General features: G+C 72.1%; 11 protein-coding genes. 8 read left to right on the top strand and 3 right to left on the bottom strand.

What is annotated here, in order from left to right:
- Positions 1–225 precede the first annotated feature (225 nt).
- Positions 226–1,035 (top strand): SGNH/GDSL hydrolase family protein, encoded by an 810-nt coding sequence (locus tag RM590_RS31620; RefSeq protein WP_311708219.1) that lies wholly within the window; start codon positions 226–228, stop codon positions 1,033–1,035.
- Between the two features lie 15 nt (positions 1,036–1,050).
- On the opposite strand, the gene RM590_RS31615 is transcribed toward RM590_RS31620, so the two are convergent.
- Positions 1,051–2,319 carry an SWIM zinc finger family protein gene (locus tag RM590_RS31615; protein WP_311708218.1) on the bottom strand — a complete coding sequence of 423 codons (1,269 nt, stop codon included), beginning with the start codon at positions 2,317–2,319 and terminating at the stop codon, positions 1,051–1,053.
- On the bottom strand, positions 2,316–5,207 hold the full coding sequence (locus RM590_RS31610; RefSeq protein WP_311708217.1) for a DEAD/DEAH box helicase: 2,892 nt from the start codon (positions 5,205–5,207) through the stop codon (positions 2,316–2,318). Before RM590_RS31610 ends, RM590_RS31615 begins: the two co-directional genes overlap by 4 nt.
- A gap of 218 nt (positions 5,208–5,425) precedes the next feature.
- Between RM590_RS31610 and RM590_RS31605 the strand changes: the two genes are divergently transcribed.
- From RM590_RS31605 to RM590_RS31590, 4 genes are all read left to right on the top strand, one after another.
- The gene (locus RM590_RS31605) at positions 5,426–6,487 is read left to right on the top strand and encodes a fatty acid desaturase family protein (RefSeq protein WP_311708216.1); all 1,062 of its coding nucleotides are present in this window, start codon (positions 5,426–5,428) and stop codon (positions 6,485–6,487) included.
- 91 nt (positions 6,488–6,578) lie between these two features.
- Positions 6,579–6,761 carry a hypothetical protein gene (locus RM590_RS31600; RefSeq protein WP_311708215.1) on the top strand — a complete coding sequence of 61 codons (183 nt, stop codon included), beginning with the start codon at positions 6,579–6,581 and terminating at the stop codon, positions 6,759–6,761.
- Between the two features lie 233 nt (positions 6,762–6,994).
- On the top strand, positions 6,995–7,387 hold the full coding sequence (locus tag RM590_RS31595; protein ID WP_311708214.1) for a roadblock/LC7 domain-containing protein: 393 nt from the start codon (positions 6,995–6,997) through the stop codon (positions 7,385–7,387).
- A 102-nt stretch (positions 7,388–7,489) separates the two neighbouring features.
- On the top strand, positions 7,490–8,266 hold the full coding sequence (locus RM590_RS31590; RefSeq protein WP_311708213.1) for a DUF6397 family protein: 777 nt from the start codon (positions 7,490–7,492) through the stop codon (positions 8,264–8,266).
- Here RM590_RS31590 and RM590_RS31585 read toward each other — a convergent pair.
- Positions 8,263–10,776 carry a DEAD/DEAH box helicase gene (locus tag RM590_RS31585; RefSeq protein ID WP_311708212.1) on the bottom strand — a complete coding sequence of 838 codons (2,514 nt, stop codon included), beginning with the start codon at positions 10,774–10,776 and terminating at the stop codon, positions 8,263–8,265. The two genes, RM590_RS31590 and RM590_RS31585, sit on opposite strands and share 4 nt — an antisense overlap.
- 121 nt (positions 10,777–10,897) lie before the next feature.
- On the opposite strand from RM590_RS31585, the gene RM590_RS31580 reads away from it, so the two are divergent.
- The 3 genes from RM590_RS31580 to RM590_RS31570 all read left to right on the top strand — a co-directional run bounded on the left by RM590_RS31580 (position 10,898) and on the right by RM590_RS31570 (position 13,618).
- Positions 10,898–11,686: a metal-dependent hydrolase gene (locus RM590_RS31580; protein ID WP_311708211.1), complete on the top strand. Its 789-nt coding sequence runs from the start codon at positions 10,898–10,900 to the stop codon at positions 11,684–11,686.
- 200 nt (positions 11,687–11,886) lie between these two features.
- Entirely contained in the window at positions 11,887–12,045 is a 159-nt protein-coding gene (locus RM590_RS31575) for a hypothetical protein (protein ID WP_311708210.1), read from the top strand.
- A gap of 520 nt (positions 12,046–12,565) precedes the next feature.
- Positions 12,566–13,618, top strand: a complete 1,053-nt coding sequence (locus RM590_RS31570) for a DUF6192 family protein (protein WP_311708209.1) — start codon at positions 12,566–12,568, stop codon at positions 13,616–13,618.
- Positions 13,619–13,640: the final 22 nt, after the last annotated feature.

Genomic DNA, 13,640 nt, shown 5'->3' with positions numbered 1-13,640 from the left:
ATATCTGTTCTTCGTTGTTCGAACACGCTAGAGGTTGGGTCTGCTTCGGACAACCCCTGGGGAAAGTGGGTTGTCCGGATTTCGTCACCCCTCCCGCGTCACCTCCCGCGGTGGTCGGTCGTTCGTGTTCGTGAAGGCGTAACACCCTTGGCATGGACGCGACTTGGTGGGGGTAAGGCGCCCATGCGCCACTTGTCCCCCCACTGACCTTCCTTGGGAGGTTCCATGAAACCGCGCCGTCTTCTGACGGCGGTCGCCACCGCGGCCGTCGCCGTCGGCGTATCCGCGCTCGGCCCCGCCACGGCCGCGGCCACGGAGACCCCGTCCGCCGCCGTCGCCTATGTGGCCCTGGGCGATTCCTACTCCTCCGGCGTCGGCGCCGGAAGCTACGACAGCGCCAGCGGCGACTGCCGCCGCAGCACCGTCGCCTATCCGGAGCTGTGGGCCGACCGGAACGCCCCCACGTCGTTCGCGTTCACCGCCTGCTCCGGAGCCACGACCACCGACGTTCTCAACGATCAGTTGGGCCCGCTGGACGCCGGCACCACCCTGGTGACCATCAGCATCGGCGGCAACGACGCCGGCTTCGCGGACACGATGCAGACCTGTGTGCTCCAGGGCACCGACGCCTGTCTGTCCGCCGTGGCCACGGCCAACAGCTACATCACCAACACCCTGCCCGGCCGGCTCGACGCGACCTACGAGGCCATCCGCACCCGGGCGCCCAACGCGCAGGTGGTCGTGCTGGGTTACCCGCGCATGTACGAGCTCAACGGCAGTTGTGTCCTCGGCATCAGCGAGGAGTCCCGGGCCGCGATCAACGGCGCCGCGGACCACCTCAGCGAGGTGACCAGCAAGCGGGCGGCGGACCACGGCTTCGCCTACGGCGACGTGCGTCCGGCGTTCACCGGGCACGAGATCTGCTCGGGCGACGAGTGGCTGCACAGTGTCACCCTGCCCATCGAGGACTCCTACCACCCCACCGCCGCCGGCCAGTCCGGCGGTTACTACCCGGTGCTGGAGACCCTGGCCTGACGCCCGGCCCGCCGCTCAGTCCCGGCCGCCGCCCTCGTCGCCCCGCGCGGAGACCAGGGCGGCGGCCGGATCGCTCTCCGCCGGCCCGGCGGGCCACCAGCGGCCCCGCGACTTGCGGAACGGCCACCACCGGCCGTCGGGCCCGCACCGGATCTGCGTGTCCTCGCCCACCACGGTCCAGCGATTGCCCGAACCGCGCAGCGCGGGACGGGACTCCTCGTCCTCCCAGGCTGCGGCCAGCGCCTCCCGCGCCCGCCCGGGCACCGGGAGCTCCGCGTCCTCCAGTACGGCCAGCGCCGCACGCTCGCCGAACCGCCAGGCGCCGGCGGCCATTTCGAGCTCGCGAGCCGAGCGCGCACAACCGGCGGCCAGCCGCCCGGCAATGCGCGCCGGGGCTCCACCCGCCGCCATCCGGACCGCGTCCTCCCACTCGCTGAGCGGAGCGGGCGGCTCCTGCGCCGCGTGCCCGGGCGCCAGCGCGGCGGCGAGCAACCGCCGGGCCCGGGCGGCGGTGTTCGCCACCAGGAACTCCAGCGCCGTCACATCCAGGCCGGGCGCCGGCGGCGTACCGCCGCCCAGCGCTGGCCCGGCGCCCGGCTCCTCGACGAGCGGGGGCGGGGCGGGCAGCGCAAGGGGCGCCGTCGCGAACCGCGCGTACGCCTCGGCGGCCGGCACCCCAGCCGGGACGGGCGCGCGCGCCGGCTCCGCCCGCGCGGCACTGCGCCGTTGCAACTCCTCGATCAACTCCCGCTCCCCGCGCCCGCGCAGCAGCAACAGCACGAACGGGTCGGTGTCCAGCAGCCGCGCCACCTGGTAGCACAGGGCGGCGGTGTGCGCGCAGTGGTCCCATTCGCCGCACTCGCAGGAGGCCTCCAGGTCGCTGATGCCGGGCAGCAGGTCCACGCCCGCCGCCGCAGCGTCCTCCACGAGACGCGGCGGCATGTCCCGGTCGAGCAGCGCGGCGATGTGCCCGCCCTCGCTCGCCACGGTCTCCAGCAGCCGGTCCCACTCGGGCCCCGTCAGCCGGCGCAGCAGCACGTCGGCGCGGTGCTGCGTGCCGTCGGTGGCCCGCACGACGGCGGTCAGCCGCCCCGGCCGGACCGAGACCGCGCCGACGGCGCCGCCCCGCGCGTGGCGCCGGCCCTGCCGGAGCCGTTCGCCGTCCAGCGCGGTGTCCTCCAGCGCCTTGAGCCAGCTCTGGCCCCACCAGGTCACCGCGAAACCGCGCCCGCGCGCGGGCGGCAGCGCGTCGAAGACCAGTTCGTCGGAGGTCGCTCGGTTCATCGTTCTCTCCCCAGGCGCTCCGCCCCGCGCAGGGCCACGAGGTCGGCGAGTTCGGCGTCGGACAGTTCGGTCAGTGCGGCCTCGCCGGAGCCGAGCACCGCGTCGGCCAGCGCCCGTTTGCGCTCCAGCATGGCCGCGATGCGGTCCTCGATCGTGCCCTCGGCGATGAGCCGGTGGACCTGCACGGGGCGGTCCTGGCCGATCCGGTAGGCGCGGTCGGTGGCCTGCGACTCGACGGCCGGATTCCACCAGCGGTCGAAGTGCACCACGTGCTCGGCGCGGGTGAGGTTGAGCCCGGTGCCCGCCGCCTTGAGGGAAAGCAGGAAGACCGGTACCTCGCCGGCGGAGAAGCTGCGGACCATCTCCTCGCGCCGGGGCACCGGCGTCCCGCCGTGCAGCAGGAGGCTGCGCACGCCCCGTGCGGTCAGATGCGTCTCCAGCAGCCGCGCCATCCGCACGTACTGGGTGAACACCAGCACGCTCGCGCCCTCGGCCAGGATCGACTCCAGCAGTTCGTCGAACAGCTCCAGCTTTCCCGAACGGCCGGGCAGCCTCGGGCTGTCCTCCTTGAGGAACTGCGCGGGGTGGTTGCAGATCTGCTTGAGCGAGGTCAGCAGCTTCACCACCAGGCCGCGCCGGGCCAGGCCGTCCGCGTCCGACACGGCGGCCAGTCCCTCGCGGACCACGGCCTCGTACAGCCCCGCCTGCTCCGCGGTGAGCGCGACGGCGCGGTCCGTCTCGGTCTTGGGCGGCAGTTCGGGCGCGATGCCGGGATCGGACTTGCGGCGGCGCAGCAGGAACGGCCGGATCAGCCGCGCCAGCCGCTCGGCCGCCACGGGGTCGGCGCCGCTCTCCACCGCGTCCGCGTACCGCGTCCGGAAGGTGGCCAGCCGGCCGAGCAGGCCGGGAGTGGTCCAGTCGAGGACCGCCCACAGTTCGGAGAGGTTGTTCTCCACTGGGGTGCCGGTGAGTGCGACCCGGGCCCGGCCCGGGATGGCGCGCAGTTGGCGGGCGGTCGCGGAGTGGGGGTTCTTCACGTGCTGGGCCTCGTCCGCGACCACCAGGGACCAGTCGGCCGCCGCGGCCAGCGCGGCGGCGTCGCGGCGCATCGTGCCGTAGGTCGTCAGCACGAACTCGTCCCCGGCGAGATCCGAGAGGTCGCGGGCGGCGGCGTGATAGCGGCGCACCGGAGTGCCGGGCGCGAACGCCGCGATCTCCCGCTGCCAGTTGCCGAGCAGCGAGGCCGGGCAGACCACCAGAGTGGGGCCCGCCGTCCCGGGGGACGACTGCCGGTGCAGGTGGAGCCCGATCAGCGTGATCGTCTTGCCCAGTCCCATGTCGTCGGCCAGGCAGCCGCCGAGCCCCAGTGACGTCATCCGGTGCAGCCAGTTCAGGCCGCGCAACTGGTAGTCGCGCAACGTGGCGGCGAGCGCCGGGGGTTGTGCGACCGGCTCGGCGACGCGTTCGGGGTCGGACAACTGGTCGCGCACCGTCGCGAGCCAGCCGGTCGCCGTGACCTCGACCCGTTCCCCGGCGACCTCCGCGCTGCCGGTGAGCGCCGCGCCGAGCGCGTCCAGCGCGCCGATCTTGAGGTCCTGCCGCTCCTGGGCCCGGCGCATCTCCTCGGGGGCCACCAGCACCCACTGGTCACGCAGCCGCACCACGGGGCGGCCGGCCTCCGCGAGCCGGTCGAGCTCCTCGCGGGTCAGCTCGGTGCCGCCCACGGCGAACCGCCAGTCGAACGCGAGCAGGGCGCCGGGGGAGAGGAACGACGGCAGCGCCGACTCCGGCCGCTCCGGGCCCCCGTCGGCCTCGCCCGGCCCGACCATCGCGCGCGCCGTCAGGCCGCGCGCCAACTGCCGTGGCCAGTGCACCTCCAGACCCGCCGCCGTCAGCGCGCGGGCGACCGGCGCGCCCAGCAGTTCGCCGATCTCCTCGTCGGCCAGTTCGACCGCGTCCGGCACGGCCGCGGTGAGCAGCGGCGTCAGCGGCTCCCACGCGGCCGCCGCGCGGCGCAGGGTGAGGAGCGCGTCGGTGCGGGCGCGCGGCCCGAACGCGCCGGCCGCCGGGGACGTGCCCGCCCACACATCGGCGGCGTCGGCGACCGCGGTGGGATCGCTGAGACTGTGCAGTTGGAGCACCGCCCGGAACCGCGGCCCCGGCCCGAGCGCCGCCTCCGTAAGCCCTCGCACCTCCACGCGCAGCGACAGGCGGACCCCGGCGTCGTGCCCGGCCGCCACGCCCTCCGCCCAGGGGCGCTGTTCCGGCAGCCGGCGCGGGGGCCGGGCCGCGAACGCGGGCCCCCCGGTGGCGAGCGCGGCGGCCGGGGTGCGCGGCAGCGTGTCGGCGACCGCGTCGAGGAACGCCCGCAGCAGCGCCTCGGGGCGGGGCAGCAGCGGCCCGCCGTCGTCCGCGGTGTCCGGCAGCGGCACGGCGTGCGCGTGTGGCGGCATGGCGTCGGCCAGTGCCCGCAACCGGTCGGCGTCGGCGGCGTCCAGCGGGCCGAGCCGCCAGGCGTCGTGGTCGGTCGCGGTGAGACCGGGCAACAGACGGCCGCGCGCGGCGAGTTGAAGGGCCAGCACGGCGGCGGCGCCCCAGCATGCCGCGGCGCCGTCCGCGCCCGCCGTGGCCCTGGCCCGGGTCAGCACGGGCAGCGCCACGCCGATCGGCAGGACGACGGCCGGGAGGCTCTGGGTGCGCACCGAGCCGTCCGGGCCGGGCAGGGCGACGGTCAGCTCCTCGTCCGGCTCCTCGCCGGGCACCGGGGACTCGCCGTCCGGGCGCCAGAAGGCGACCCGCGAGGCGCGCGGCGGGTCGGCGGGCAGGAAGACGGCCGCGCAGGCGGTCAGGGCGGAGATCTGGGCGGGGGTGGCCGGGCTCGTTGTCACGCGCTGACGCACTCCTCAAATTTGACTAGTCGTGTTGCGACGGCGAGGGTACCTCAACCCCGCCCCGTTCCGGAAACGATGACTGCAAAGCGGGGCGAACCCACCCATGGATAGGGGGGTTGAGTACACCCCCGGCCCGGGGGCTGCGGCCATGGTGCTCACCGGCCGGTCATTCCAGGGTTGGACGCAGAACTTCATCCATCAGCCCCGGAGACGACATGCCCCAGGCTCCCGCCGCCCCAGCCCCACCGCGCCTCAGGACCAAACCGGCGGAGGAATTCTCCCCGCTGCTGCGGCAGATAAAGGGGCAGGAACTGCTCGGCCGGCGCACCGGCTGGTACGCGGCGGGCCTCACCGTCAACTTCGCCGTGCTCGCCGCGCTGGTCTCCGGTGTGCTGCTGGTGGGCGACTCCTGGTGGACACTGCTGCTGGCCGTGCCGCTCGCGCTCTTCTCCACCCGCACCGCGTTCTACGGCCATGACGCCGGACACTCGCAGATAGCCTCCTCCCGCCGGATCAACCGCGGGCTCGGGCTGTTCCTGGGCAACCTGCTGCTGGGCATGAGCTCGGCCTGGTGGAACGACAAGCACAACAAGCACCACGCCAACCCCAACCACCTCGACAAGGACCCCGACGTCGGGGAGGGCGTCCTGGTGTGGACCCAGGCCCAGGCGGCCAGGCGCGCCGGATTCAACCGCTGGCTCACCCGGAACCAGGCGTGGCTCTTCTTCCCGCTGCTGACGCTGGAGGGCATCGCGCTCAAGGTCGCCAGCGTGCGGATGGTGCTCTCCGCCGAGGGCTGGGAGCGCCAGGGCCGCGCCCGCGTCGTGGAGGGCCTGCTGCTGCTCGGCCACTACATCGGGTACGTCGCGTTGCTCGGCGCGGCCATGGGGCCGGGCAAGGCCGTGCTCTTCGCGCTGATCCACCAGGCCCTCTTCGGCCTCCACCTGGGCTGCGTCTTCGCGCCCAATCACAAGGGCATGGAGATGCCCGACCCGGAGAGCGCCGAGCGCTGGGGCCACCTGCGCCGCCAGGTGCTCACCTCGCGCAACGTGCACGGCAGCCCGCTGACCGACTGGATGATGGGCGGCCTCAACTACCAGATCGAGCACCACCTCTTCCCCAGCATGCCCCGGCCGCACCTGCGGCTCGCCCAGCCCCTGGTCCGCGAGTACTGCCGGGAGATCGGGCTGTCGTACGCGGAGACCGACCTGATCGACTCCTACCGGCAGGCGCTGCGGCACATGCACGACGTCGGCGCCCCGCTCCGCCAGGGTTGACGCGGCCCGGGCGGTTCGTCCCGGAACGGTGGACACTGGAGATTCGTTCACTTATCGGGGCGGCGAGCGCCGCCGCGAAGGAGGTGTCCCGATGTCCCGTGGCGCGAAGATCGCGATCGGCGCGGTGGGCGTGGGCCTTGTGCTGTGGGCCCTGACCAACTTCTGGATCGCGGCGTTGGTGATGATCGGTGTCCCTGCCGCCGCCTTCCTGCTGCTCGACCCGGCGCAGCGGCGCCGGCTGCGGCGGGTCGGGCGCAAGGAGCTCGGCCGCTGACCGTCGTGGGGCCGGCCCCTCACCCCGCCGAAAGGGCGAGGTGAGGGGCCGGCCTCTTGCCGCTCCCTGTCTCCGTGTTCGGTTCTCGCCCGCTTATGCGACCCGGTGGCGGGGCTGACCAGAGGAAACGGTACGGTCCCTTCCGGATAGCGGTACCGCACGGGTGGTTGCCGACAGCCACTTACTGGGGAAGGCTGACACAGCAGTGGCCTTACGAGAAGGGGGAGCTGGGGATGGCACTGAGCACCACGCTTGACTGGCTGCTGGACGATCTGGCACAGCGGCTGCCGCACGTGCGGCACGTTCTGCTCCTGTCGAGCGACGGCCTGGTCACCTCGGTCAGCCGGGGGCTGAAGCGGAGCAGCGCCGAGCATCTGGCGGCCGTGGCCTCGGGGTTGCACAGTCTCGCCAAGGGCGTCGGAGAGCATTTCCGGTCCGGTGGGGTCCGCCAGACGATGATCGAGTTCGATGACGGTGTGCTGTTCGTGACCGCGGCGGGCGACGGTAGCTGCCTGTGCGTGCTCGCCGGGGCGGACGCGGACATCGGGCAGGTGGGGTACGAGATGACCCTCCTGGTGAACAAGGTGGGCGAGCACATGGGGCTGGCGGCGCGGGACCTGCTCTGATCGCGCTCGGCAGCCAATTCATTACTCAGAGTTGCCAAAGCGGGGGCTTCGCGGCTACGGTGATTACAGACAGTAATCGCCGCTGCTGTGAGGAGACCCATCATGCCCGTGCAGAACACCGAGGCCGCCCGGCGCCCCGACACCGTCGTCACCGCGCGCCGGGCCGCCAGGGAACTGGGCCTCGCGCCCGGCGAGTTCGACGCCGCGGTGCGGCTGGAGCAGATCCCCACGGTCGGCTCCGCCGTCCCCTGGCAGCGCAAGGTGCCGCGCGCCGAGCTCGACCGGCTCCGCACCGGCGCGTTCTCCTCCGCGGCGCTGCGTGAGCGGGCCCCGTTGGTCCATGCCGCCGGCGGCGCCGAACTGCTGGGCATCGGCCCGGCCCGCTTCGCCCGGCTCGCCCGCGCCGGATGTTTCAGCCCGGTCGACGTCCGGCTCAATCGCCATCGCGTGCTCGTCTGGCGCTACGCCGCGGCCGAGCTGCGGGCGTTCGGCGAGCGGTCCCCTGCACTGCTCGCCGGGCCACTTCCCGAGGAGCTGAGGCGCACCCTGCTCCGGTGCGAGGACCGGCGGCCGCGCCGCTGGCGGGCCCGCCGCACCACCCTGCTCGCACGGCAGGTCGCCGACCCGTGGCAGCGGGCCGCGGTGTCGGCGGCCGTCCTGGAGCCGCCCGCGCTGGAGGCCGAGGTGCCGGACCTCGGGGAGCGGGCCCGGCTGCAGCGGCTGCGCCCACCGCTGATCGCGCCCCGCCTGGTCGAGTACCAATGGGACATCGTGGGTCACCTGCTGACGGCCACGGAGCCCGAGGAGGTCCGCTGGTATCGCGCGGGCCTGGCCCGCGCCCTGCGCGCCGCACGCGAGACCGGCCCCAGTGACTCCTAGAACTGGCCGACGTCGATGACCTTGATCACGGCGCGTCCCTCCGCGTCCGAGGCGGTCAGATCCACCTCGGCCGAGATACCCCAGTCGTGGTCGCCGGCCGGGTCGGCGAACGTCTGGCGCACCCGCCACAGCCCGTCCTCGGGACGCTCCTCGATATGCAGCAGGCGTGGCCCCCGGGCGTCGGGCCCGGTGCCCAGCTCGTCGTACTCCTCCCAGTAGCCCTCCAGGGCGGTGGCCCACGCCTCGGCGTCCCAGCCGCCCTCGGCGTCCAGCTCGCCCAGTTCGTCGGTGCGGTCCAGTGCCGCCAGCTCCACCCGGCGGAACAGGGCGTTGCGCACCAGCACCCGGAAGGCCCGCGCGTTGGCGGTGACCGGCCGCACCTGGTCGGCGCGCTCCTGGGCCTCCGAGGCGTCCTCCGCCTCGGGGTTGGCGAGCTGCTCCCACTCGTCCAGCAGGCTGGAGTCCACCTGGCGGACCAGCTCCCCGAGCCAGGCGGTGATGTCCTGGAAGTCCTCGGACTTCAGGTCCTCCGGCACGGTGTGCTCCAGAGCCTTGTAGGCCCCGGCCAGATAGCGCAGCACGATGCCCTCGGTGCGCGCCAGCTCGTAGTACGAGACGAACTCGGAGAAAGTCATGGCCCGTTCGTACATGTCACGCACGACGGACTTCGGAGACAGCGGATGATCGCCGACCCATGGGTGGCTCTTGCGGTACAGACCGAAGGCGTGGAAGAGCAGCTCGTCCAGGGGCCGGGGGTGGCTGATGTCCATCAGCCGCTCCATCCGCTCCTCGTACTCGACGCCCTCGGCCTTCATCGCGGCGACGGCCTCCCCCCGCGCCTTGTTCTGCTGGGCGGCCAGGATCTGCCGGGGATCGTCCAGCGTGGACTCCACCACGGAGACCATGTCCAGCGCATAGGAAGGAGATTCGGGATCGAGCAGCTCGAACGCGGCCAGCGCGAACGTGGACAGCGGCTGGTTGAGCGCGAAGTCGGCCTGGAGGTCGACCGTCAGCCGCACGATGCGGCCCTGCGGGTCCGGCTCGTCCAGCCGCTCCACGATCCCGCCGTCCAGCAGCGAGCGGTAGATGGCGATGGCCCGCCGGATGTGCCGAAGCTGCTGCTTGCGGGGCTCGTGGTTGTCCTCCAGCAGCCTCCGCATCGCGTCGAAGGCGTTCCCCGGCCGCGCGATGACCGCCAGCAGCATCGCGTGCGTCACGCGGAACCGGGAGGTCAGCGGCTCCGGATCGGCGGCGATCAGCTTCTGGAAGGTGTCCTCGCTCCAGTTGACGAAGCCCTCGGGCGCCTTCTTGCGGACCACCTTGCGGCGCTTCTTCGGGTCGTCCCCGGCCTTGGCCAGGGCCTTCTCGTTCTCCACGACATGGTCGGGCGCCTGCGCCACCACGAACCCGGAGGTGTCGAAGCCCGCCCGCCCGGCACGCCCGGCGATCTGGTGGAACTCCCGGGCCCGCAGCACCCGGACCCGGGTGCCGTCGTACTTGGTGAGCGCCGTGAACAGCACCGTGCGGATCGGGACGTTGACGCCGACGCCGAGGGTGTCGGTGCCGCAGATCACCTTCAGCAGCCCCGCCTGCGCCAGCTTCTCCACCAGCCGCCGGTACTTCGGCAGCATCCCCGCGTGGTGCACGCCGATCCCGTGCCGTACATAGCGCGACAGGTTCCTGCCGAACTTCGTGGTGAACCGGAAGTTGCCGATCAGCGCGGCGATCTCGTCCTTCTCGGCGCGGGTGCACATGTTGATGCTCGTCAGCGCCTGTGCCCGCTCCACCGCCTGGGCCTGCGTGAAGTGCACGATGTAGACCGGTGCCTGATGGGTCTCCAGCAGCTCCGTCAGCGTCTCGGTCAGCGGCGTCGCGCGGTACTCGTAGCTCAGCGGCACGGGCCGGGTGGCCGAGCGCACCACGGCGGTCGGCCGTCCGGTGCGCCGCGTCAGATCCTCCTCGAAGCGGGACATGTCGCCGAGCGTCGCGGACATCAGGACGAACTGAGCCTGCGGCAGCTCCAGCAGCGGGATTTGCCACGCCCAGCCCCGGTCCGGCTCGGCGTAGAAGTGGAACTCGTCCATCACCACCTGGCCGACGTCGGCCTCCGCGCCGTCCCGCAGCGCGATCGAGGCCAGCACCTCGGCGGTGCAGCAGATCACCGGGGCGTCGGCGTTGACGGAGGCGTCGCCGGTGAGCATGCCGACGTTCTCGGTGCCGAAGAGCTTGCACAGGTCGAAGAACTTCTCGGAGACCAGGGCCTTGATCGGCGCCGTGTAGAACGTCACCTCGTCCCGGGCCAGGGCCGCGAAGTGGGCGCCGGCTGCCACGAGGGACTTGCCGGATCCGGTGGGCGTGGACAGGACGACGTTCGTCCCGGAGACCACTTCGATCAGCGCCTCCTCCTGCGCGGGATACAGCGAGATCCCGCGCTCGCCGGCCCACGACACGAAGGCGTCGAAAAGGGCGTCGGGGTCGCTGTCGGTCGGCATCTGATCGATAAGGGTCACCGCTCCATACTGCCCGCAACCGGCCCCGGATTGGGAACCGGCCCGTCGTCCGAAGATCGCGTGGCACTACGCTGTCCCGCCTACGGGGAAGTTGAGAACCGAAGAAGGGGCGGGCGCAGCCATGATGGGACCGGCGCACTCACTGTCGGGAGCGATGGCCTGGCTGGGGGTGGGCGCGGCGGCTGCGGCGGCGGACCACGCCATGCCCTGGCCCGTGCTCCTGGTGGGTACCTTGATCTGCGCGGGCGCCGCGCTCGCACCCGACCTGGACCAGAAGTCGGCGACCATTTCCCGAGCCTTCGGGCCCATATCGAAGATGCTGGCGGGCATCATCGACAAGCTCTCCGAGGCCGTCTACAACGCCACCCGGGGCAAGGGCGAGAGGCGCCGCACCGGGGGCCACCGCACCCTCACCCATACGTGGGTGTGGGCCGTGGCCATCGGCGCGGGCTTCTCCTTCGCGGCGATCACCTGGGGCCGCTGGGCCGTGCTGGTCACGCTCTTCATCCATGTGGTGCTCGCCGTGGAGGGGCTGCTGTGGCGAATGGCCCGGGTCTCCAGCGACGTCCTCGTCTGGCTCTTGGGCGCGACCAGCGCCTGGCTGTTGGCCGCGGTGCTCGATGAGCCGGGCAACGGCTCCGACTGGCTGTTCGAGAGCGAGCCCTATCTGTGGCTCGGGCTGCCCATCGTGCTCGGCTCGGTCGTGCACACACTGGGCGACGCGCTGACGATCTCCGGCTGCCCGATGCTGTGGCCGCTGCCCATCGCGGGCAAGCGCTGGTACTCGATCGGCACCCCGCGCTTCATGCGCTTCCGGGCCGGCGCCTGGGTGGAGAACAGGGTGCTGATGCCGGCATTCATGGTGATAGGCGCCGCCAGCGGCGTGGGGGCCGTCGTCCTGACGGCCTGAGAATGAGTGTTCACCACGGGTGCCCCGCCGTGATTCACCGTCACGCCTCCGGACGAGCGGGAGATCGCGGATCGGGGTCGCTGCGCTCCGGATTCCGGTCCGCGAGCGGCGTATCGGGTGACGAGTCGCGGCGTGAGCCGTCCTGCGCCCCGCGCCGAGCGTCCAGCTCGCGAGAAGGCTCATCGCCTCAGGTCACCGTCGTGGAGCCCGGCTACTTCCGCACCGACTTCCTCACCACGGACTCCCTCGCGCTGCCGGCCGAGACGACCGGCGGCTTCGCGGGCAGCCGGGAGATGACGCGCAACCATCCGGAGCCCCAGGGCAGCCAGCTCGGCGACCCTGTCAGTGCCCGTTTTTGAAGTCGCTGAAGTGATCTTCGGAGAGGGCTAGCCTTGCGGTGTGGCTGGAGGTGACGGGCCGTTGCCTGTCCGGTACTGCCCGGCCTGCGGCGGACGGCTTCGGTCTGATGTCGGCCCGAGGGCCCGGTTCTGTTCGGCGGTGTGTCGAGATCCAGGCAGTGGCATCGGGCCCGTCGGGTGCGAGCCCGGGTTGCGGCTTTGCGGGACGAGCGGGACGCGGCGGAGTGTCCGGTGTGCGGGACGTGTTGGACGCCGGGTCTGGAGCATCCGGCCGGGACGGTCTACTGCTCGGCCAGGTGCCGCACGAGGGCTTGGCGGCACCGACAGGAAGCGTTCAGAACAGCGTCTCAGTGACGATGATATGAACGGTCTGTTTATTCAGGTCCGACCGAGTTTGACCGAGTTGACGCCGTGTCTTGTTGACGATCTCGCGACGGGTGGACTCTCAGCTTGAGCAGGGGATCGGGTCCCCCTCGCGGCCCGGAGTGCCGCACCCAGTCCCCTCGGGATGGTGATCACCATGCCCACGAAGATCGGTCAGGTTACCCAGCAGCGTTATGACGAGATCATCGCCGGAGACCGTCAGCTGGTCGCCCAGATGGGGCGGGCCCAGTTCACCATTGGCGACCACGCACTGGAGACCGAGCCGATGCGGCCTCAAGGCGGCTCGACGGCTCGTGCCGACGAGTTGTTCGGGGTGAACACCTCGTTGCAGATCTATGCCGATGACATCGGGCTGTCGCTGAGCACGGTGCTCAACTACCGGTTCACGGCCCACCGCTGGCCGGCTGATCAGCGCCGCGAGGGCATATCCCACAAGGTCCACACGATCCTGGCGTCGATCCCGGACGCCGCCGAGCGGTTCGAGGCGATCGACCATCCGCCGGTGAACGACCTGACCGGGCTGCGGTGCTGGACGACGAACCTGGCCAAGAAGCACGTCGGCCGGCGCCCGGACAGGCCCGGGACGGTCCAGGAGAAAGTCGAGCGCATCCACGACCTGGCCGCCGACGAAGAGGTCGCGGTCCAAGTGACCACGGATGTCCTGCGCCGGCCGGCGGTGGTCGCGAAGGTCCTGGCCGACACCACCACACGCCAGGCGGTCAACCAGGCCCAGACCACCGAACACCGCACCGAGGTCATGCACAGCCTGGTCCAGGACGATGCGGTCGCGGCGAAGGTGGCTTCCGATGTCCTGAGGCGGCCGGAGGTCGCCGCCCGGGTCGCGGCGGACGACACCGCACGTCACATGGTCAACCGCGCGCAGGCCGACCGCTCCCGCCAGCAGGCCGATGCCTTCCGCCGGGAGTCGCCCGTCGCGCCGACGATCCGGCAGATCGAGCGGACCGAGGAGTTCGTGGACCTGCTCGGCGTCGCCTTCCACCGGTTCGTCCGCGAGGCCGGCAAGGCGGTGCCGAAGATGCGCGACCGCAGCTGGTCCGGCGATGAACGCGAGGTGCTGCTGTCCAACATCGCACGCACCCGCGCAACGCTGGACTGGATCGAAACTGCGGTGGAGACCGGCCAGGTCGACATGGACGAGGAACTGGCCCGCATCCTGCGGGGTGAATAGCGGTGCGCAAACGCTCCCCGAC

It is taken from the genome of Streptomyces litchfieldiae (assembly GCF_031845365.1).
GTDB classification, from domain to species: Bacteria; Actinomycetota; Actinomycetes; order Streptomycetales; family Streptomycetaceae; genus Streptomyces; species Streptomyces litchfieldiae.
Note: the sequence above shows the minus strand (reverse complement) of the source record. Positions and strands in the feature narration are given on the sequence as shown.

Bases quoted from the DNA above. Each gene is read 5' to 3' on its own strand.
- RM590_RS31620 (WP_311708219.1), top strand. From the start codon at position 226: ATGAAACCGCGCCGTCTTCTGACGGCGGTCGCCACCGCGGCCGTCGCC.
- RM590_RS31615 (WP_311708218.1), bottom strand. From the start codon at position 2,319: ATGAACCGAGCGACCTCCGACGAACTGGTCTTCGACGCGCTGCCGCCC.
- RM590_RS31605 (WP_311708216.1), top strand. From the start codon at position 5,426: ATGCCCCAGGCTCCCGCCGCCCCAGCCCCACCGCGCCTCAGGACCAAA.
- RM590_RS31600 (WP_311708215.1), top strand. From the start codon at position 6,579: ATGTCCCGTGGCGCGAAGATCGCGATCGGCGCGGTGGGCGTGGGCCTT.
- RM590_RS31595 (WP_311708214.1), top strand. From the start codon at position 6,995: ATGGCACTGAGCACCACGCTTGACTGGCTGCTGGACGATCTGGCACAG.
- RM590_RS31590 (WP_311708213.1), top strand. From the start codon at position 7,490: ATGCCCGTGCAGAACACCGAGGCCGCCCGGCGCCCCGACACCGTCGTC.
- RM590_RS31580 (WP_311708211.1), top strand. From the start codon at position 10,898: ATGATGGGACCGGCGCACTCACTGTCGGGAGCGATGGCCTGGCTGGGG.
- RM590_RS31570 (WP_311708209.1), top strand. From the start codon at position 12,566: ATGCCCACGAAGATCGGTCAGGTTACCCAGCAGCGTTATGACGAGATC.